Origin of the sequence: Salicibibacter cibi, assembly GCF_016495865.1 — a bacterium.
Classification (GTDB): Bacteria; Bacillota; Bacilli; order Bacillales; family Marinococcaceae; genus Salicibibacter; species Salicibibacter cibi.
In genome coordinates this window covers 2,017,071-2,037,839 of sequence record NZ_CP054706.1, presented here as the reverse complement: position 1 = coordinate 2,037,839, position 20,769 = coordinate 2,017,071, and the positions used below count along the sequence as shown (strand labels likewise).

Below are 20,769 nucleotides of genomic sequence, written 5' to 3'. Positions count from 1 at the left end.
GATGGCGAGAGGAAAAAATGTAATGACCGGCAAGCAAAAAGCCGCAATTCTTCTCATCTCCATGGGACCCGATGTCTCGGCTAACGTATACAAACAGTTGCAGCCGGAAGAAATTGAACAATTGACGCTAGAGATCGCCAACGTTCGTAAAGTGGAAAGCGAGACGAAAGATAAAATCATCGGTGAATTTCATCAGCTCGCGGTTGCCCAAGATTATATGACGCAAGGAGGCATCGGCTATGCGCGGGACGTGTTGGAAAAGGCCGTCGGTGAAGAAGAAGCCATGGCGATTATTACGAAACTTACGTCAACGCTTCAGGTCCGCCCATTTCATTTTGCCCGCAAAGCTGAACCGATGCAGATTTTGAATTTCATTCAAAATGAACATCCGCAAACGATCGCCCTCGTCCTTTCTTATCTAGATGCAGAGCAGGCGGGACAAATTCTCTCGGCATTGCCTTCCGAGGTGCAAGCGGATGTTGCGAAAAGAATCGCGTTGATGGATAGCACTTCTCCGGATGTTATCAACGAAGTGGAAGGCATTCTTGAACGGCAACTTTCTTCGGCTGTTTCTCAAGACTATAAAGAAGCGGGCGGGATTGAATCGGTCGTGGATGTGTTAAATAGCGTCGACCGGGGAACGGAGCGCACGATCATTGATTCTTTGGAATTTCAAGATCCGGAACTTGCGGATGAGATCAAAAAGCGGATGTTCGTATTTGAAGATATCGTCACCCTTGATAACCGCTCGATCCAACGCATTATCCGCGAAGCGGGACAAGAAGATTTACAGCTTTCCTTAAAAATGGTCAGTGATGAAGTGAAAACGATCATTTTCAGCAACATGTCCACGCGGATGGCCGAGACGTTCCAAGAAGAATTGGAGTACATGGGTCCTGTTCGCTTAAAAGACGTGGAGGACGCGCAAATGCGAATCGTCGGGACGGTACGGAAGCTGGAAGAAGCGGGCGAAATCGTTATTGCCCGTGGTGGGGGAGACGATATTGTTGTCTAACATTATCAAAGCAGGTACATCAAACCTAAAGGCGAACGCCCCCCACGCTGTACTGTTACAGCCGGTACGTAATAGCAGCGGGCAAAACTCCGCCCAGGATGAAGGGCCAGGCGGGCATTGGGGCGGCAAAAAGGGACAAATGCTTGCCGAAGCTCATGAAGAAGCACAAACCATCATCGAAAAAGCCCAATCGGAAAAGGAACACATAGAAAAAGAGATGGAAAAAGCTCGTGCCACCCTAGACGAAACCATTGAAAAAGCATACAAAGATGCAAAAAGCAAAGGGGAAGAAAAGGGATTTCAAGCAGGAAAAGATAAAGGTTATGAGACATATCAAGCCATCATTGCCGAAGCCGAAGACGTTGTTACCGCGGCTCACGAAGAATACCGGAAATATATGGACGGTGCCGAGCCTGTGATTCTTGATTTAGGCGTGAGAATCGCCGAAAAAGTCCTTGGCGAAAAGCTGGAAACGGAGAACCACTGGTCCCAATTCGTAAGGCAAATCCTCCGGGAAGTAAAAGATCAAAGCGAGGTCGATATTTTCGTCCATCCGGATCGTTACAAGAAAACAGTTCAACAACGGGAAGAATGGCAAGCCCTTCTTAGCCACACAGAACGCATTCGCTTTTTTCCGGATGATGATTTGGATAAAAATGGATGCCTCATTGAAACACCATATGGGCGTTTGGTAGCTTCATTAGACGATCAGTTAGAGGTGTTACAAACTGAGCTTCACGAACTGCTATCCGGGGAGAGGGACTCATGAAAGCCGCAGATTTGCAAGAGCAACTTGATGACGTTCGTACGTTGAAATGGATGGGAAAAGTGACGCGTGTGGTCGGCCTTACCATTGAGGCGAAAGGACCGCAAGCGGCCGTAGGGATTTTATGCTTTATTTTCACAGATAACACCCGTGAACCGATACGCGCAGAAGTCGTTGGCTTTAAAGATGCCCGCATTCTATTGATGCCGTATTCGCAAACCGCAAATATTCAGCCCGGTTCTCTGGTGAAAAGTACGGGAAAACCTTTGGAAATCGGCGTGGGAACAAGATTAATAGGGAAGGTTATTGATGGTTTGGGGCGGACGCTTGATGGTGGCGAACTGCCCAAGGGTCTACATAAATTCCCAGTCAACAGAGAAGCGCCGAATCCGCTGACGCGCCCTAGAATTGTCGAACCGCTTTCCCTCGGCGTACGAGCGGTTGATGGCATGTTAACGGTTGGCGAAGGCCAAAGGGTAGGGATTTTTGCCGGTAGTGGGGTTGGAAAAAGCACGTTGATGGCAATGCTTGCAAAATTCTCGGAAGCCGATATCAATGTTATCGCGCTAATCGGTGAACGAGGCCGAGAAGTCAAAGATTTTATTGAAAAGGATCTCGGGGATGAAGGATTGAAGAACACGATCGTTGTCGTCGCCACATCGGATCAACCGGCCCTCGTTCGCATAAAAGGAGCGATGGCGGCGACGGCCATCGCGGAATATTTTCGCGACCGGGGAAAAACCGTTAATTTAATGATGGATTCGGTGACCCGTTTTGCGATGGCACAACGCGAAATCGGACTTGCCACCGGGGAACCTCCGACGACAAAAGGGTACACCCCTTCCGTCTTTTCCCTTTTGCCGCAACTGTTGGAACGATCGGGAGCTAATCAGCGGGGATCGATCACCGCCTTTTATACCGTGCTTGTCGATGGTGATGATATGGATGAACCGATTGCGGATGCTGTGCGGGGGATTTTGGACGGGCACTTCATCCTTGATCGGAAATTGGCGAACAAGGGGCATTATCCGGCTTTAAACGTTTTGAAAAGCATCAGCCGTTTGATGACAGATATTGTTCCAAAGGAACATTTGGAGGCCGCTACAACGATTCGGCAACACTTGGCTACCTATGAAGACAACGAGGATTTGATCCAAGTGGGCGCTTATAAGAAAGGGACCTCAGAAGACGTGGACCTCGCCATACAAGTGCACCCCGACATCCAGGAATTTTTGCAACAGGGAACCGAGCGAATCTACCCCTTATCGGATACGGTTGAACAATTACAGTTGCTGGCAAGGAAAGGGAATGATGTGTGATGTTTTTTACGTTTACCCTTGAAAAGGTGTTGGAAGTGAAAGAACGAGAAGCTGCCGAACGCAGAAAAGGGTACGAAGAAGCCGCCGGAACATTCGAATCCGTTGGCTACGAGCTATATCAATGGTTGAAAGCACGCGAATCTCTCGATGACAGCCAAACCCAAGATTGCCAAAAAGGCACGACGATCGCGGCTTTGCAAAGCAAACAATTGGCAAGAACAAACATTGAAACCGCCATTGAACAGAGCCAAGCAAAAACAAACGCGGCCCGCAAAACGATGGTCAAACGGAAAAAAGAATGGCAAACGGCAACGATCGAGGCAAAGAAATACGAAAAGATGAAAGGGCGCAAGTGGGAAGAACACGTCCGGGAAATGAAGAAACAAGAACAAAAACACATGGATGAACTTGCTTCCCGACAAGTGTTGCAAGGCAGGTGACACAATGGCCAAAAGAAAAGAAGAAAAGGGAAACGGCTTCAAACGTTTTGTGCTGCTCATCGTTATTCCCGGGTCCTTGCTCGTTATCATTGGGGCAATCGTCTTATCGGCATTGGGGATGAGCCCGGTGGAACATGTATCCACCTGGATAAGCGAAGAAGAGGACGACGGGGAAGAACAGGAATCGCCCCTTCCCGATAAAGATGAAGAGGTTGCCAACCTTGAGCAGCAACTGCAAGAAGCAGAAGACACTATTGAGGAATTGGAAGAAGAGATCGAGCAAATGGAAGAGGATGAAGCCTTTGCAGAAGAAAGTGCCGAGGATGATGAAGATGACGCTTCGGAAGATGAAACGAGGATTGCCCGCATCTATGAAAATATGAGACCGGGGCAGGCCGCTGAAATTATGGAAGAACTTACAAATGATGAGATTTTGCTTCACATGTCGGAGATGAATGATGATAGCCGCTCGACGATTCTGGAAAATATGGATCCGGAACGAGCCGCGGAAATTACAGCATTGCTTGGCAGGTAAGAAAGTATAAATCAACTTTCTTACTTGCATAAGTTGGGCGAAGGCTTTTCCCCATAAAAGCTTGGTGAAAAACCAAGTTTTCTAACCGATTAAGATCAGCAGCGAAGGGAGGTGAAATGGTGATTTCATCGGGCTTGCAGGCATTTCCATTCCATGAAGGGTTACCCAAGTTCGTTCCAACCTCCATAGAAAAAATAGGCGAGAGCCTTGATAGAACTTTTGCGCAACGGCTTGCCCATTTTCAAGAAAAGAACGAGGCATTTTCGTGGGAAGAAGGATCACAAAAGAGCGGAGATACGTTTGAAGAAGGAAAGAACAAAGATTTTCCTGATATGGAAGCCCTCCTCGAAGTGTTTCAAGACTGGGCTCACTCCTTCCCCGAATCAGCATCTTTCTTCGAGGACATTGATTGGGAAAATGCGATGATGATGGCTGAAGAAGCGTTGAACAAAAACGAGGAAGATGGCCTCCCTTCTTTTGATTTGGAAAAGCTAGCAGTATCTATCATGGAGGCCGCACCTTCCATTGCGGAAATGCTTGAAACCGTCTTCCCCGACAGCGAAGAGGGGATCACCGAAACCGATGAGGCATTCGCTTTTTCCGAAGAATTGAAGGAGGCAGACATCCCGCCTTTAATGGCTTTTATCGCTTTTGCCGCTGAAAAGGATGAAAATGAGAAACCGATACGTGAACGAATTGCCCAGTACGTCCAACAATTGTATCCGGCGGCGAGAAGGGAGGCTGGATCGCAAAATTATCGTGATGCTTCCGTCCGTGCGGAGAAAACCGAAAAGACAACAGAAGTGGCCTCCCGCCTTTATCGTTTTGAACCTTCACATGCGGCTGTAAAGGTGGAAACGATCCTTCCGAAGCTCAATCACGGGAACCCGACTCCTCCTGCATTTGTTTTCAATGAAACGATGACGATGCAGCCTCTGAATCAAGGGGAACAGTTGAACATTCATATCGGCGGTCAAAAAACCGAACATGCACGGGTGATGGCTTTTATCAAGCAGTTTCAACAAGCGCTCAGCAACGGGAACCTGCGCTCGGATGGAGAAGGCCGGCAGCAATTGACGATTAAACTTCATCCTGAAAGCTTGGGCCGGTTAGACGTGCAAATCACAAGAGATAACGGCGTGTTGCAAGCAAGGCTCGTTGCAACAACAGCGATGGCCCGTGAATTGGTAGAATCCCAACTTCCCAATCTCAGGCATGCATTCCATCAACAACAACTGCCGGTGGAACGAATCGTCGTTGATGAAGCACACACCGAAGTTGCCGACGAACGAAGAGAAGGGAAACATCCGACGGATGAAGACGCTTCCGTTTATGAAGAAGAAAACGATGAAGAAAGGGCCGATGAACAGCTTCCATCCTTTGAAGAATGGTTACAGGCGACATTAAATCAAGAAATATAGGCAGGTGAAAATGAGATGAACATGAACGTGCAAGCCACGGCTTCTCCGGGCGAAAGGGACATGAATGAAGGGCAGGTTGCCGAGCAAGAAGACGCTATGCTCGACAAGGATGATTTTTTAAAAATTTTAATTGCCCAATTACAGAATCAGGACCCCCTTGATCCGATGGATGACCGGGAATTTATTGCCCAGATGGCGCAGTTTTCCTCTTTGGAACAAATGACGAATATGAACGAGGCGATGCAACGTTTCGTTGATCGGCAAGAGGGCAATGCCCTCGTTCAACAAAGCGAGTTGATTGGAACGACCGTCAAATGGGGCAGCCTCGTTGATGAAGATCACGGAGAAATCCAGTACAAGGAAAACGAAGTCCAATCCGTACGGAGGAGCGAACAAGGGGATATCGAGCTGCTTCTCGATGATGGGCGCTGGATTGACAGTAGGCAAGTGGCGCAAATCGGTTTGGAGCACGAAAATGAGGAAACATAAGCATTTATTGATCAACAATCTATGGTTGAAAAATAGATGTATTATGCCGGTAAGAAAGTTGATTTTTACTTTCTTACCGGCAAAAAAGAAGTTCGCTTTTTTTCTGCGGGGTCTTCCCACTGCGCTTTCCCACAGGAGTTTCCGTGTTTTTCCTCCGCTGGTTAGTGTTATTACCATCATTATTCACTGATATCAACGATAGATTTTAATGAAGAGTCGCATTTACCTTACAAAACAGGAGGATTTATTCCATGTTGCAATCGATGTATTCCGGGATTTCCGGTTTGCAAAACCATCAAACGAAATTGGACGTGATCGGCGATAATATTGCCAATGTGAATACGCATGGGTTTAAAAAAGGACGGTTTACTTTTCAAGACATGATGAGCCAACAAATGCAAGGAGCAACCGCCCCCGGCGCTGGCCAAGGTGGGTCAAATCCGGAACAAGTAGGGCTAGGCACGCAGACCGGCTCTATCGATACGCTTCATACCCAGGGTCCAACGCAACCGACGAACCGTGAACTTGACCTCGCGATTGAAGGAGACGGTTTCTTTCGCATTCAAAATCCGGATGGCGGAGAATTTTACACCCGCGTGGGCAACTTTTCCCGTGATAGTGATGGGGATCTTGTGACCGCAGATGGATATTATGTGTTAGATGACGATGGCGGCACCATTAATATTGCTGAGGAGGCGTCCAATTTCAGCATTGGCAGCGACGGTACGGTGACACAAGTGATTGACGGGGAACCTGAAGATGCGGGGACGATTGGCCTGGCTACATTTGCGAATCCGGAAGGCTTGGAAAGCTTGGGCGGCAATTTATACGGGGAAACGGCTAACTCGGGAGACGTAAACAATTTGGAAGCGGGAACCGGTGGTGCCGGTGATATCGCCGCGGGCATGTTGGAAATGTCGAACGTTGACCTTTCCGAAGAGTTTGTGGAAATGATTTCCGGCCAGCGTGGTTTACAAGCCAATACACGCATTATTACGACGTCCGATGAAGTCTTGCAAGAAATTATGAATATGAAATAAGAAAACTTTCTATCAGAGGGGTTCATCTCCCTCTCTGAGGTTTTTAAGGTGCAAGCTCGCCGCGGCTACATAGTAATTCGGCAAAAGAATCGATAAAAGATTTTGGCCATGAGGCAGAGAGGGGGCGTCTCGATGAAAAAGCTGGTCATTACGTTTAGCATTGTCATTGGGTTATTGCTCGTCAGCATAACGGCGGCGTTTTTTCTTGCCGGTCAAACGGGAAGCGGATCAGCGGCGGAAAATGAAGACTCCGGGATCGATGAAGTCATCGATCGTTCTTGGGACACAGAAGAATTGACCACGAATTTGGCGGGTGACCATTACGTACGTGCCTCTTTTCGAATCCAGGCTGATTCCAACGATACGAGAGAAGAACTGGAGAAACGGGACTTTCAAATACAAAATGCGATTATTTATCGATTGGCGGAGATGGACGCGGATGAACTCGGCAGTTCGGATGGATTGCAAACGTTGGAAGCCGGATTGCAGGAAGATATTAATGACTTGCTTGATACCGGAGAAGTGGAGAACGTGTATACGACAAGCCGGATCATACGATAACGGCCGCCCTTGGCTCCCAGGCATGCGCGAAAAAGTGTATTGGAACGAAGAAGAAACATTGATAAACCGGAGTTGGTAGTTATGGCAGACGTACTCTCGCAAGGCGAAATCGATGACTTGTTGTCAGCGCTGTCCACGGGGGAAAAGGATGCGGAGGAATTGCGCAAGGAGATCGATGAAAAAAAAATAACAACATATGATTTTAAACGGGCCCTCCGTTTTTCAAAAGATCAAATGCGAACACTGACGCGCATGCATGAAAACTTTGCCCGCCTGTTTACGACAACCCTGTCTTCCAGGTTACGGACCTTTGTGCAAATGTCCGTCGCCTCCGTTGAGCAGTTGCCTTATGAAGAATTCATAAGTTCGATTCCGAAAATGACCTTGCTTCACGCTTTTGAAGCCCCCCCGTTGGAAGGGCGGTTGTTAATCGAGATGAATCCCCAGATCGGCTACGCCATGCTTGACCGCATTTTAGGAGGAGTGGGGGCCGATTATAATAAGATCGAAAATTTGACTGAAATCGAAACGCGTATTCTTTCGCAAATGTCGACTTATTTAATGGATAGTTTTCAACAGGCATGGCAATCGCTCGTTGAAATTGAACCGAAGATGGTTGATTTGGAAGTAAACCCCCAATTTATGCAAATGGTTTCGCCGAATGAAACCGTCGTTGTCGTATCCCTTTCGGCAATGGTTGGGGAAACAGCCGGAATGATTAACGTATGTTTGCCTTACGTTGTACTTGAAGAAATTTTACCCAAATTGTCGGGGCATTACTGGATGCAAACGACGAAAAAAACGCGGGATGAACAGGAAGAAGAAAAAATAGAGACATCGGTTCGGCAGGCACAATTGCCGTTGCAAACGGTGCTTGGCCATTCAACGATTAGTGTGGAGGAGCTCCTTTATTTAAGCAAGGGAGATGTCATTGAACTTGATCAAGGCGTTAATGATGCACTGATTGCCTATGTAGGCAGCGAGCCGAAATTTTACGTGCAGGCAGGGAAAAAGAACCAACGGCTTGCCGTGCAAGTGACCGAGGACTTCAAGGAGGCCGATCAATAATGAACGATCATGGAGATGAGAAATTATCCCAAGAGGAAATCAATCGTTTGCTCGAAGGTTTTGAAGGCGATGGGGCAGAAGAAACGAAAATTAACGACTTGCAAGCAGACGGCTACCCGCCGTCTCCAACGAAAGCAGTCTTGGATGCGAATCATTATTTAACCGATGTGGAACAAGATACCCTTGGTGAGATCGGAAATATTTCTTTCGGGAGTGCTGCTACCGCGTTGTCCGAGTTGATCAACCAAAAGGTATCGATTACGACGCCTATCGTACAGGCGATTGAATTTGATCTTTTGCATGAAGAGTTTCCCGTCCCGCATGTGGCTGTTCACGTCAACTATACGCAAGGATTTAGAGGGACGAATCTTCTCGTCATTAAGCAAGATGATGCAAAAATCATTGCCGATCTAATGTTGGGCGGAGACGGTTTAAACCCGGCACCTGAGCTTACCGACATGCACATCAGCGCCGTTCAGGAAGCAATGAATCAAATGATGGGAAGCTCTTCGACATCGATGTCAACGATCTTTGGTCTTCGTGTGAACATTTCTCCTCCCAGCATCGACATGCTTGATACGATGGAAGGTTCCGGTACAGAGGAAATGTCCGACGAAGCGACATTGATCAAAATCTCCTTTCGGTTACGAGTGGGAGACATGATCGATTCTTCCATTATGCAGTTAGTCACCGTGGCTTTTGCAAAGGAGATGACTGCCCAATTGCTTCATTCACAGAATGGAGAAAAAGAAGAGAAAATTAGCACCGAAGAAAATCCTCCATTCGCAATAAATGAAAAATCAAGTGAAAGAAGCGTAAATGTAGAAGGGGAGCAGGCAGCATCAAACGTGCATGACGAAACGTCCAGAAGAAGCGTGCAACCAGCGGCTTTTCATGACTTCGATGATGTGGGGTTACAGGCCTCCGAAGCTCAAAATCTCAATCTGTTAATGGACATCCCTTTGGATGTGACCGTCGAATTGGGAAGAACGAGCCGTTCGATCAAGGATATTCTTCAATTTACACAAGGGTCGATCATTGAGTTGGACAAACTTGCAGGGGAGCCGGTAGATATTCTCGTCAATCAGCGTTTGGTGGCAAAAGGCGAAGTCGTTGTCATCGATGAAAATTTTGGGGTGCGTGTGACAGACATCGCCAGCCGTGAACAACGATTGCAGCACTTAAGAAGTCAATAACCCACGACGAAAGTTGCGGGCTTGCAAAAGCCCTTATTTGACTAGCCTAAGTCTTCATTGGCTACGTTGTTTGTGTCATGACCGGAGTGCCTGCTCTAGCTCCTTGCCCTGTCGTGTGTGATTAAAAGTTCTGATGGGTAGGAACGGTGTTACACATGTCAAAAGCACTTACAACATTGGCGAAGAGCACCTAACTCTAAAAGGGAGGACGTAACTTTGAGCGTCTACGTCACTAATCAAAGAGAAGAACCTTTAATGCCAACAAGACCACAGAAGGCACGAAAATTGTTCAACAAAGGAAGAAGAGCAACTGGATATTTTGAATTAAGATTATTGGATCCCGTGTCCATAAAAGTGCTAGTTAGTACTACAGCGAAAGATTGGCTAAAGAAAGTCACTAGACGTCTTTATTATAGCCGAAGACAGCCATGAGATTGGGGATGTTGCAGGCTTTTCAGGAAGAATGTTTATAAGTTTCGCTGTAGTATTAGGGATTGCTGAACAACTTGCAGCTATCAGTTGAAGCCGGGAGGCAGCCCGCAGAAACGACTAAAGGAGAGAAGGACAATGGCAAGCAACGTGCTTATCGTAGATGATGCTTCGTTCATGCGGATGATGATTAAGGACATATTGGAAAAGAACCAGTTCGTAATTTGCGGCGAAGCGGAAAATGGAAAAGAAGCAGTGGAAAAATACAAGGAATTGAAGCCCGCGTTTGTAACGATGGACATTACCATGCCGGAGATGGACGGCATCCAGGCGTTAAAAGAAATCTTGGCACTTGATCCACAGGCAAAAGTCATTATGTGTTCCGCGATGGGGCAACAAGCGATGGTGATCGATGCGATTCAAGCAGGAGCCAAAGATTTTGTTGTGAAACCTTTTCAAGCTGACCGGGTGCTTGGTGCGGTTCAGAAAACCCTCGGTTAGACAGGAGAGGTTTCAATGAAAATAGGAAAAACCTGGTTGGCAATATGCATATTCGCATTTTTCACGCTCGGTCTTCCCCAAGAGGCTTTTGCGGATAACTCCGTAAGGGATGCCTTGGAAAATAATGAAGGCGTGGGCGAGGGTAATGAAGAAAGAGAAGAAGCCGAAGAAAGTGGCGAGCAAAGCTTATGGGGTGTTTTGTTTCAACTCGGGTTAGCCCTCGGCGCCGTCATTCTCGTCATGTTTTTTTTATTAAAATTGTTGGCCAATCGGACAAATCGCTTTCAAGCGACGAGCACGATGCAAAATTTGGGCGGCATCGGCCTTGGGCAACAAAAATCGGTGCAACTCATTCGCGTAGGCGATCGGCTCCTTGTTGTCGGTGTCGGGCAATCGATTCAATTGCTTCGGGAAATCGAGGATGAAGCGGAAGCAAAAGCGCTGATCGCTTTGGCAGAAGATCAGCAGACGACGGATTTCACAAGCAAAGGGCGGGCACTTCTGAAAGGGGATAAGCTGGAGGAGAATGATGAGCATTCCATTTATTCACAAATGGATGTGCACATGCGTGATGTGAAGCGTCAAAAAGAAAGCGGATTGAACCGGGTAGAGGGGAGAAAATGATGATATCATCCATCATACCGGGCGTGCCCATCGGTGAGTTTTTTGGTGATGATCCAGAGGGTGTGTCTACGGCACTGCGCCTGATTGTCCTTATTACCGTGCTTTCCCTTGCGCCGGGAATCCTCATTTTGATGACTTGTTTCACGAGAATTGTCGTCGTGCTCGCCTTCGTGCGGATGGGGCTCGCTACCCAACAGATGCCACCGAATCAGGTGTTGATCGGCCTGGCATTATTTCTGACCTTTTTTATTATGTCACCGGTTGTATCTGAAATGAATGAAGAGGCGCTGACGCCATTTCTCGAGGGAGAAATGGATCAAGAAGAAGCTTTTGAAGCAGCCGCTTCTCCCTTAAGAGAATTTATGGCAGACCATACTCGGGAAAGAGACCTGGCGCTATTTTTGAATTACGCAGAAGCAGAGGCTCCGGAGACGATTGATGATATCCCGCTTTCTGCTTTGATTCCTGCTTTTGCGATCAGCGAATTGCAAACGGCTTTTCAAATCGGTTTTCTCATCTTCGTGCCATTTCTTGTGATCGACATGATCGTGGCCAGCGTTTTAATGTCCATGGGGATGATGATGTTGCCGCCCGTAATGATCTCTCTCCCTTTTAAAGTATTGTTATTCGTTTTGGTAGACGGTTGGCATCTTGTCGTTGAATCGCTTTTAATCAGCTTTTAGCAAAGGGTGGATGGCATGAATGAAGAGACGGTTATAAGCATGGCGGAGCGAAGCGTAACGGTTGTTTTTCTCGTTGCGGGGCCATTGTTGATTGTCGCGCTCGCCTTGGGATTAGCTGTCGCTATTTTTCAGGCGACGACACAAATCCAGGAGCAAACGTTGGCGTTCATTCCGAAAATTATCGGCGTTCTCGCCTCGGTCGTGATGTTCGGCGCCTGGATGCTCAGTCAGCTCGTGAGTTTTACAACGGAAATCTATACAAATTTGCATAACTTTATAGGATAAGGCGATGGAGTGGATCAACCAGCTGCCGGCTTTTCTTTTAATCTTTGTGCGCATTCTCGCTTTTTTGGCGACACTGCCGGTATTTTCGTATCGCAATGTGCCGAATATGTTTAAAATCGCTTTTGCGCTCTTTTTTGCTTATATCATTTTTTTCACGCTGGATGTTCCGGTGATCGGGATCGACGCTTCTTTGTTTTTGTTGATCATGAAGGAAGTTTTGATCGGTCTTTTACTCGGGCTGATTGCCTCGATACTGTTTTATGCCATTCAGGTCGCAGGCGCTTTTATCGATATTAAAATGGGTTTTCTTATCGCGAACGTGATGGATCCGCAAACTGGAGCGCAAACCCCGTTAACCGGCGGATTCCTTTATGCCTTTGCCGTGCTTTTTCTGCTCGTTACCGACGGCCATCATTTGTTATTGGATGGGATTTTTTACAGCTATGCATATGTGCCCGTCGATGAAATGAATGTTCATTTTGGCGGAGAGTCGGTGATGGAAACAGCGGTCGGAGCTGTTTCAACGATGTTTATCATTGCTTTTCAAATGGCTTTTCCGATTGTAGGGGCGCTTTTCCTCGTCGATGTGGCGCTTGGGCTGATGTCGCGGGCGGTGCCGCAGATGAATGTGTTTGTCGTCGGCTTGCCGCTGAAAATTTTCCTGGGGTTGCCGATCATCATGTTTATGTTGCCGGCGTTCTTTTGGCTCGTCTCCAATCTTGTCGATGAAATGGTGATCACGATGCGGACGCTTTTAGAGTTGTTTGGGGGAGCGTGAAAAGCCATGCAAATGGATCTGCAATATTTTGCAGCAGAAGGCGGACAGGAGAAAACGGAAAAAGCGACGCCGAAAAAGCGTGAGGATACGCGCAAAAAAGGACAGGTAGCGAAAAGTAACGATGTTAATACTGCCGTCATTTTACTCATCGTTTTTATTGTCCTTTTTGCTTATGCTGCGGTTCCCGGACAATTCCTGCACGATTTATTCACGAAAATGTATATCAACTACGCGGGCATGGCTTTTTCCATTGAAAATGTAATGGCGCTATTTCTCGATTTGATGTTCGAAGTCGCGATTGTTTTGTTGCCGATATTTGTTGCCGCCCTTTTTGCAGGGGTAGTCGCGAGTATGCTGCAAGTGGGTGTGTTGTTTGCTCCGGAAGCGATCAAACCGAAATTGTCGAAAATAAATCCGCTTAAGGGAATCAAACGAATTTTTTCCGCGCGTGCGATCGTGGAGTTGGTGAAAGCTTTTCTGAAAATCTGCCTTGTCGGCTTGCTTTCCTTTGGAATTATATGGATTTATGCGGACGAGCTTCTGCAACTGGCACTCATGGACGTCGTTGAAGGATTCCAATTGGTGGCTTGGTTGACGGGAGTCATCGGCATTGCTTGCGCCTTGCTCTTGCTCCTTTTAGCTGTTCCGGATTATGTCTACCAACGCTATGACCATGAAAAACAGATTCGTATGGCCAAACAGGAAGTAAAAGATGAACATAAAAAGATGGAAGGCGATCCGCAAATAAAGGCAAGGCGACGGCAACGTGCCAAAGACGTGGCTATGCAACGCATGATGCAGGAAGTTCCGAAAGCCGATGTCGTCATCACAAACCCGACCCATTACGCGGTTGCCCTTCAATATGACGGGGAGGTGATGGCGGCGCCGACAGTGATTGCCAAGGGATCGGATTATACAGCTTTGCGCATGCGGCAAGTGGCCGATTTAAACAAAGTTCCGATCGTCGAAAACAAGCCGCTCGCCCGTAGCCTCCATGATGGAACGGACATTGGACAAGAAGTGCCGGAAGATTTATTTCGTGCGGTCGCCGAGATTCTCGCCTACGTGTATCGGATTGGAGGTGAGAGGTGAGAAGTGGGAGAGGTGCGTGGTGCCGTACTGTACCCATCTTTTCGCCGTTTGCCAGAGCGCCCGAAATCGAGAGCGAACCGTGCGACTGGTCGCCATGAAGTGGCTTTTGAGGCTGAAACAGAAACCTGCCTGCCATATATACACATGCGGAGACAACCTCGTAGAAGCCCGCCCGGGTCTTTGAAGGAGATGGAACGATGCGAGCACGTGATTTAGTCATTTTAATAGGCGTCATTTTAATCGTGGCAATGCTTATTTTTCCATTGCCGTCTCCGATGATTGATGTGCTTATCATCGTCAACATCTCGATGTCACTCATCATCATCCTCGTCGCTATGAACATGAGGGAGCCGTTGGACTTTTCCATCTTTCCGACTGTGCTTTTGTTGGCGACGTTGTTTCGCGTCGGATTGAGTGTATCGACGACACGTGCGATTTTAAGCCGCGCAGAGGCGGGAAGCGTCATTGATACGTTCGGGTCATTTGTTGTCGGTTCGAACGTGCTCGTTGGTTTTGTCATTTTTCTTATTCTTGTTGTCATCCAGTTCATCGTCATCGTCAAAGGCGCGGAACGTGTTTCCGAAGTTGGCGCACGCTTTACCCTTGATGCGATGCCCGGGAAACAAATGAGCATTGATGCGGATCTTAATGCCGGATTAATTACGGAACAACAAGCAAAAGCGAGACGGGAAAAAATAGAAGAGGAAGCGGATTTTTACGGTTCGATGGACGGCGCAAGCAAATTTGTCAAAGGGGACGCGATCGCCGGCATCGTCATCGTTCTTGTGAATATTATCTTCGGTTTTATCATTGGGATGCTTCAACATGGAATGAGCTTTCAAGAAGCAGCCGCCACGTATACATTGCTCACGGTCGGGGATGGGCTCGTAACACAAATTCCGGCCCTTTTGATTGCAACAGCTACGGGCATTGTCGTGACACGGGCGGCGTCCGACGGCTCTCTCGGCTACGACATCAGCGAGCAGTTGCTTGCCTATCCAAAATTACTTTATATCGCAGGGGGTGCCATTCTGCTCCTCGGCCTGCTCACTCCGATTAACAATATTGTTACCCTGCCGATCGCCTTGTTTCTTGGAGTAGGGGCATGGATGCTGTCCCATCGCAAATCCGACAACATGGAAAAAGAACCGAAAGCAGCAGAAGAGGAAGAGCGCCCCCAAAGCACTACCTCTCCGGAACAGGTTACGGAGCTCTTGACGATTGATCCGATCGAATTCGAGTTTGGCTACGGGCTCATTCCGATTGCAGATGCAAACCAAGGAGGGGACTTGCTTGACAGAGTCGTCATGATCCGGCGCCAATTGGCACTCGATTACGGGATTGTCGTGCCTGTCATTCGCATCCGCGATAACATTCAGCTACAACCGAATGAATATGTGATTAAAATGCGTGGAAATGAAGTCACGCGCGGGGAATTGCTTCTCGATCATTACATGGCCATGAGCCCCGGTGTCGAAGATGATACGGTTACCGGCATCGAAACGGCGGAACCGGCATTTGGCCTGCCGGCGCTATGGGTGGATGAAGAGCAAAAAGATCATGCTGAAATTGCCGGGTTTACCGTTGTTGACCCGCCTTCGGTCGTATCCACCCATTTAACGGAAACGATTAAACGCCATGCCCATGAATTATTGGGGCGCGAAGAAACGAAACAACTCGTCGAACATTTGAAGGAGTCTCACCCGACGCTTGTGGAAGAGGTTACGCCAAACCCGCTGTCCCTTGGCGACATTCAAAAAGTGCTGGCAAATCTGTTGAAGGAAAAAATATCGATCCGGAATCTGCCTTTAATTTTTGAAGCGTTGGCGGACTATGGGCAAATGGTCAAAGATCCGAGGTTAATCGCAGAGTACACGCGGCAAATGCTATCCAGACAAATTACAAAGGCCGTCGTTCCGAACAATGGACCTTTATATGTTGTCACGTTAGCGGGTACTGCTGAGAAAAAAATTGCAGATGCACTGCAACAAACGGAACATGGAACGTTTTTGTCCATGCCTCCCGAAGATTCGGGAAAAATGATTGAAATGATCGGTCGGGAAGCCGAAAAACTGTCTGAACTGGGGCAAACACCGGTCATTCTCTGTTCCCCTGCAGTACGGATGCACGTGCGCCACTTGATAGAACGTCAATTCCCGAACGTTCCGGTCTTGTCCTATAACGAGTTGGAACCGCAAGTGGAGATTCAAAGTGTGGGAGTAGTCAATGTCGCATAACGAATGGAGCTCCAAAGTATTTGAACGAGGAAGTGGCAAACGATGTTTTCCATCCATCAAGCAGAATTAGATAAAATTCGAGAGATAAGCAACATCGGGTTAGGCCAGGCGGCGACTTCCCTTTCCCGGTTGCTGGATATGTCGTGTAAAATGACGGTCCCGGCCGTCACTCTCACCGGCTTTGATGAAATTATCGAACTGGCGGGCGGTCCCGAAAACGAAGTTGCTGCAATTTCCCTCAAAATGAAGGGTGCGTTTCGAGCGACGATGCTGTTTATTTTTCCCGCTGCCCATGTCTCAAACATTATCGGGAGATTAACCGGCGAAAGCACCGGAATCATGGATGGCATCGGCAATTCAGCGCTTCATGAATTTGGGAATATCATTACGGGTGCGTATGTAGCGACGTTTGCCGATGTGACGAAATTGAATGTCCGATCATCGATTCCGGATGTTGTGATCGATATGGCAGGTGCGGCGATAACCCCAAGTCTTTTGCCTCTTTCGTTATACGGGGATGACGTTATTTTGATTCAAACGTATTTTAACGATTGGTTTGCAGAAAGCCCGGAACGTCTTCAGGCACAGTTTTACTTAATCCCCGAACCGGGAAGTATGAATGTCCTTCGCACTGCTTTAGAAGGGATGCCGTCATGACGTTGACGCAAAAAACGGTGAAAGTCGGTATGGCGGATATGGGGCATTGTTTGGCGCCGAATTCGATCGGGAGTTCCGGATTGGGATCATGTGTAGCTATCGTTATTTATCCCGCGAACGGTGCCGCGGCTGCCCTCGCCCATGTCATGTTGCCGGACGCTTCGATTCGCAGAAACGATGATTTTAACCATGCAAAGTATGCGGACACAGCTGTGCCGTTGCTCCTCGAAACGATGCAGCGACTCGGCCCTTTCCGGAACACAACGTTACGCGCGAAAATTGCCGGAGGGGCAAACATGTTTCAAAGGTTATCAACGGTTGATCCGATGATGAAGATTGGCGAGCGAAATGCCGAAGCGGCGAGAGAAGCGTTGAAACAGGCGAATATTCCAATCACGGCGGATGTGACAGGCGGATCCGAAGGACGAAGTGTTGTATTTTCACTTAAGGACCAATCGCTTTCGGTACGAACGATTCACGGCGGGACTAAGCTTTATTGAAAAGGTGGGTCAACACTAAAATCTATGGTTGGAAAATAGAATCATGAACGATGGTAACCGCTGCGGAAAAACACTACGCTTTCCGTGGGCCTTTAGCTCAGCCTCCTCGTTAGAAGTTCGCTTTTTTCTGCGGGGTCTTCCCGCTGCGCTTTCCCACAGGAGTCTCCGTGTTTTTCCTCCGCTAGCAAGTGTTATTACGATAATTTTTCATTGATACCAACTGTATTTTTTAGTTAAGAACGAGAATTAATTGCGACGACTACTCAGGGGAAAGAAGTTCAGATGAAGGAAACGGTTTTTTGACTTATTTACCAACTCTAACCTCTAGCAAAGGAGGCGCTACCATGGAACGACCAACTGCAATGGAGGATCATTGGGCACGATGGATCAATGAAAAAGATGAACAGGCAGCCGAAGAAATCCTAACTGCCCATGCACCGCTCGTCGATTATCATGTGCAGCGAATCGGCGCTACGCTTCCGACAAATGTAGACCGTGAGGATTTGCGATCACAGGGCTTGGTTGGCTTATACGATGCGTTGTTAAAGTTCGACCATCGCCGAGATTTAAAATTTTATACATATGCGTCTTTTCGGGTGCGCGGGGCCATCATTGACAGTTTGCGGAAAGAAGATTGGCTGCCTCGCTCTTCACGGGAAAAGGCAAAAATGATTGAGGATACGACAGAAAAGCTTGAGCAGCAAAAAGGAAGGTATGTCACGGAACACGAAGTTGCGGACACGCTTCAGCTATCCATCGAGGACGTTTTAAAAACGACAGCGGAAAATTACATGGCACAGCTCTTATCGATCGACCAAGCGCCGGAGGATGAGAACCGGGAAGATACCCATCCGTTAATGGTGCAAGATCCTCAAACGCCCACCCCTCATGAAGAGGCAGAAAAAAATGAGACAAAAAAACAGTTGCAACATCTGATATCAACGCTTCCGGAGAAAGAAAAACTCGTGCTCTCCCTCTTTTATCACGAAGATCTGACATTGACGGAAATCGGCCATATATTGCGGTTGTCCACTTCAAGGATATCCCAACTTCATGCAAGGGCGTTGTTTCGTTTAAAACAAGCATTTCAAAAAGAAGAAGCAAAAATATAACCGTCAGCCAGGCCACAGTTTAATTTGGAGGGGACGTGCATGGAACTTACACAGTACTTTAAAATAAAAGTGTCACGTGATGCAATGATGGCCAGTTGTTTTTCGAATAAACCGGTGGAAGACAGGGATTATCATGACGAAGACGTGCTAAAATTCCTGCATGCCAATGGGATTGTCTATGGCATTGACGACGAAAGCATCCGAAAATTGGCAAACGATCTGGTCCATGTAACGTTCCCATTGATTGTGGCCAGAGGAAAAAAACCGACTCGTGGAACGGATGCGTATTTGGAAGCGACACGTAAGAATTATGCATCACAAGAAGAAAGCGAAGATTTCGGTTCTGTGGATTTGCGGCAAGTAACGGAGATCCCGATGGCCACGCAAAATGAAATCGTCGCTCGCAAAGTGGAAGCCACAACAGGCGAGGCCGGCGTGGATGTATATGGAAACCCTATTCCGGGTTTAAGAGGGAAAGATTTTACGTTACGAGCCGGGAAAAACACGGCTTTGTCTGAAGACGGAAAAAGCCTGCAAGCGATTCTGAACGGCCAATTAAGCATCGCTGGCCGGACCGTGCATGTCTATCCCGTCTATGAAGTTCCCGGCGATCTAACGATGAAAACGGGAAATATTACATTTAATGGAAATGTTGTCATTCATGGTTCCATCGCTTCCGGTTATCGGGTGAATGCCGATGGAGATATCCATGTAAAAGGGTCCGTCGACGCTGCGTATTTGGAAGCAGGCGGGTCCATCTTTGTTTCCCAAGGCATTGCCGGCCAAGGGAAAGGGGAAATCAACGCGCGTTATGATGTTTATAGTGGGTATATCAATCAAGGGATTGTTTTTGCCGGTCACGATATGCATGTTTCCAATCATATTTTACACAGTCAATGCGAGGCCGGAAATGCATTGATATGCACGAGTGGAAAAGGGAATGTTGTCGGCGGACAACTTTCCGCCGGGCGAAAGATCAAAGTAAAAGAAGCAGGCAATGGATTAAACACACACACGTCCCTATACATTGGCGTGCAGGAAAAGTTGTTAACGGCCCGAAAAGAAGCGGAGAGCGTTTTGCTGAACGGAAAAGAAGAAAAGGGTAAGTTGCAAACGTTACAAACAAAAATGGCGGAGAAAGAAAGGGAGAATCCTCTTCTGTCAACGAAAGATCGAATAATGAAACTTCGGATTCGCCAGTCGTTGAGCGAGCTTTACGACCGAATGAGAGAAGCTTATGACACCTTGCAAGCCTTTAATGATCGAATAGGCGAGCGCGATAACGGAGGGGTTTTTATCACCCATCAGGCTTTCGTGAATACAAACGTGCACATCGGCAAATATAAACGCAGAATCACGAAAAACAGAAACGCGGTCAACATTTTTTTGTCCGAAGGCGAGATTCGCATCGAGCAACAAGATTCCTAAACAACCGCCATTCGAGAAAAAGAGGAGGCTAACTGTGATCGTCTTTGTAATCATAAGTGTACTTCTGCACGCCGTCTCCTTTGCCGCCATCGTCTATCTTTTTCAGAAAAGTGCCGCTCCCGGAGATAAAATTGAACGATTGTTAAAAAGATACACAAATGAAATGAAGGAAGACAACGAGCGGTTGCTCCGGCAATTACGACCCGAGCAAGCAAATACGCCAAAAAACCCCTTTCGATTCGAGCTCGCACAAGCAACCGGCAAACTTGAAAAGCAGGAAAAAGGGTATGAGCCACCTGAACCGGCAGGCGAGAACGAAGCGCAAGTAACACCTGCTGCACAAGCGTTAAGATTAGCGCAAACAGGAAAAAGCAAACAGGAGATTGCCGAGACGCTTTCCCTTGGCTACGGGGAAGTTGAACTTTTGCTAAAAAAACATGAACGAACGTAAATGAATAGCGTATGGGTAGCCATCCATACGAGAGGTGCCGGGTACCCGAAAAACGTTTGCCAACCGTAATTTAGGGTAATCCTGTTGAAAGGTATTCCCAACGGGAGTGACGAATGATAGAAGCGCAACATATCGCTTGTCG

23 protein-coding genes are annotated in these 20,769 nt (G+C 47.6%); all 23 read left to right on the top strand.

The features are described from left to right. Position 1 precedes the first annotated feature (1 nt). The 23 genes from fliG (at position 2) to HUG20_RS10260 (ending at position 20,627) form a co-directional block, all read left to right on the top strand. A complete protein-coding gene (fliG, locus tag HUG20_RS10370; protein ID WP_200084452.1) occupies positions 2-1,015 on the top strand; it encodes a flagellar motor switch protein FliG in 1,014 nt (337 codons plus the stop codon). Beyond that, positions 1,008-1,784: a flagellar assembly protein FliH gene (fliH, locus tag HUG20_RS10365; protein ID WP_200084450.1), complete on the top strand. Its 777-nt coding sequence runs from the start codon at positions 1,008-1,010 to the stop codon at positions 1,782-1,784. Before fliG ends, fliH begins: the two co-directional genes overlap by 8 nt. Continuing rightward, positions 1,781-3,100, top strand: coding sequence for a flagellar protein export ATPase FliI (gene fliI / locus HUG20_RS10360; RefSeq protein ID WP_200084448.1), 1,320 nt, complete (start codon positions 1,781-1,783; stop codon positions 3,098-3,100). The genes fliH and fliI overlap by 4 nt, the downstream gene beginning before the upstream one ends. Continuing rightward, the gene (gene fliJ, locus HUG20_RS10355; RefSeq protein WP_200084446.1) at positions 3,100-3,540 is read left to right on the top strand and encodes a flagellar export protein FliJ; all 441 of its coding nucleotides are present in this window, start codon (positions 3,100-3,102) and stop codon (positions 3,538-3,540) included. Before fliI ends, fliJ begins: the two co-directional genes overlap by 1 nt. Before the next feature lie 4 nt (positions 3,541-3,544). Beyond that, positions 3,545-4,075, top strand: coding sequence for a MotE family protein (locus HUG20_RS10350; RefSeq protein ID WP_200084438.1), 531 nt, complete (start codon positions 3,545-3,547; stop codon positions 4,073-4,075). A 116-nt stretch (positions 4,076-4,191) separates the two neighbouring features. Next, positions 4,192-5,496, top strand: a complete 1,305-nt coding sequence (locus tag HUG20_RS10345; RefSeq protein WP_200084436.1) for a flagellar hook-length control protein FliK — start codon at positions 4,192-4,194, stop codon at positions 5,494-5,496. A 15-nt stretch (positions 5,497-5,511) separates the two neighbouring features. Then, positions 5,512-5,985, top strand: a complete 474-nt coding sequence (gene flgD / locus HUG20_RS10340) for a flagellar hook assembly protein FlgD (protein WP_200084434.1) — start codon at positions 5,512-5,514, stop codon at positions 5,983-5,985. 251 nt (positions 5,986-6,236) lie between these two features. Then, on the top strand, positions 6,237-7,025 hold the full coding sequence (gene flgG, locus HUG20_RS10335; RefSeq protein ID WP_200084432.1) for a flagellar basal body rod protein FlgG: 789 nt from the start codon (positions 6,237-6,239) through the stop codon (positions 7,023-7,025). Between the two features lie 132 nt (positions 7,026-7,157). Then, positions 7,158-7,586: a flagellar basal body-associated protein FliL gene (gene fliL, locus HUG20_RS10330; RefSeq protein ID WP_200084430.1), complete on the top strand. Its 429-nt coding sequence runs from the start codon at positions 7,158-7,160 to the stop codon at positions 7,584-7,586. 81 nt (positions 7,587-7,667) lie between these two features. Further along, positions 7,668-8,654 (top strand): flagellar motor switch protein FliM, encoded by a 987-nt coding sequence (fliM, locus tag HUG20_RS10325; RefSeq protein WP_200084428.1) that lies wholly within the window; start codon positions 7,668-7,670, stop codon positions 8,652-8,654. Then, positions 8,654-9,850 (top strand): flagellar motor switch phosphatase FliY, encoded by a 1,197-nt coding sequence (gene fliY, locus HUG20_RS10320; RefSeq protein WP_200084426.1) that lies wholly within the window; start codon positions 8,654-8,656, stop codon positions 9,848-9,850. Before fliM ends, fliY begins: the two co-directional genes overlap by 1 nt. A 567-nt stretch (positions 9,851-10,417) precedes the next feature. Beyond that, a complete protein-coding gene (locus tag HUG20_RS10315) occupies positions 10,418-10,780 on the top strand; it encodes a response regulator (RefSeq protein ID WP_200084424.1) in 363 nt (120 codons plus the stop codon). 15 nt (positions 10,781-10,795) lie between these two features. Next, a complete protein-coding gene (locus HUG20_RS10310) occupies positions 10,796-11,404 on the top strand; it encodes a flagellar biosynthetic protein FliO (RefSeq protein WP_200084422.1) in 609 nt (202 codons plus the stop codon). Continuing rightward, on the top strand, positions 11,404-12,087 hold the full coding sequence (fliP, locus tag HUG20_RS10305; RefSeq protein WP_200090473.1) for a flagellar type III secretion system pore protein FliP: 684 nt from the start codon (positions 11,404-11,406) through the stop codon (positions 12,085-12,087). The genes HUG20_RS10310 and fliP overlap by 1 nt, the downstream gene beginning before the upstream one ends. A 15-nt stretch (positions 12,088-12,102) precedes the next feature. Next, entirely contained in the window at positions 12,103-12,372 is a 270-nt protein-coding gene (gene fliQ / locus HUG20_RS10300; protein WP_200084413.1) for a flagellar biosynthesis protein FliQ, read from the top strand. A 4-nt stretch (positions 12,373-12,376) separates the two neighbouring features. Continuing rightward, positions 12,377-13,150: a flagellar biosynthetic protein FliR gene (gene fliR / locus HUG20_RS10295; RefSeq protein WP_200084406.1), complete on the top strand. Its 774-nt coding sequence runs from the start codon at positions 12,377-12,379 to the stop codon at positions 13,148-13,150. Between the two features lie 6 nt (positions 13,151-13,156). Then, entirely contained in the window at positions 13,157-14,242 is a 1,086-nt protein-coding gene (gene flhB, locus HUG20_RS10290) for a flagellar biosynthesis protein FlhB (RefSeq protein WP_200084403.1), read from the top strand. A gap of 197 nt (positions 14,243-14,439) precedes the next feature. Beyond that, positions 14,440-16,479 carry a flagellar biosynthesis protein FlhA gene (gene flhA / locus HUG20_RS10285; protein ID WP_200084396.1) on the top strand — a complete coding sequence of 680 codons (2,040 nt, stop codon included), beginning with the start codon at positions 14,440-14,442 and terminating at the stop codon, positions 16,477-16,479. A 42-nt stretch (positions 16,480-16,521) separates the two neighbouring features. After that, positions 16,522-17,136 (top strand): chemotaxis protein CheC, encoded by a 615-nt coding sequence (locus tag HUG20_RS10280; protein ID WP_200084394.1) that lies wholly within the window; start codon positions 16,522-16,524, stop codon positions 17,134-17,136. Further along, positions 17,133-17,636, top strand: a complete 504-nt coding sequence (locus HUG20_RS10275) for a chemotaxis protein CheD (RefSeq protein ID WP_200084392.1) — start codon at positions 17,133-17,135, stop codon at positions 17,634-17,636. The genes HUG20_RS10280 and HUG20_RS10275 overlap by 4 nt, the downstream gene beginning before the upstream one ends. Positions 17,637-17,980: 344 nt before the next feature. Then, complete coding sequence (locus HUG20_RS10270; protein ID WP_200084390.1) at positions 17,981-18,748, top strand: FliA/WhiG family RNA polymerase sigma factor; 768 nt, start codon at positions 17,981-17,983, stop codon at positions 18,746-18,748. Between the two features lie 39 nt (positions 18,749-18,787). Further along, complete coding sequence (locus HUG20_RS10265; protein WP_200084388.1) at positions 18,788-20,176, top strand: flagellar assembly protein A; 1,389 nt, start codon at positions 18,788-18,790, stop codon at positions 20,174-20,176. Positions 20,177-20,210: 34 nt separating this feature from the next. Beyond that, entirely contained in the window at positions 20,211-20,627 is a 417-nt protein-coding gene (locus HUG20_RS10260; RefSeq protein ID WP_200084386.1) for a DUF6115 domain-containing protein, read from the top strand. Positions 20,628-20,769 lie beyond the last annotated feature (142 nt).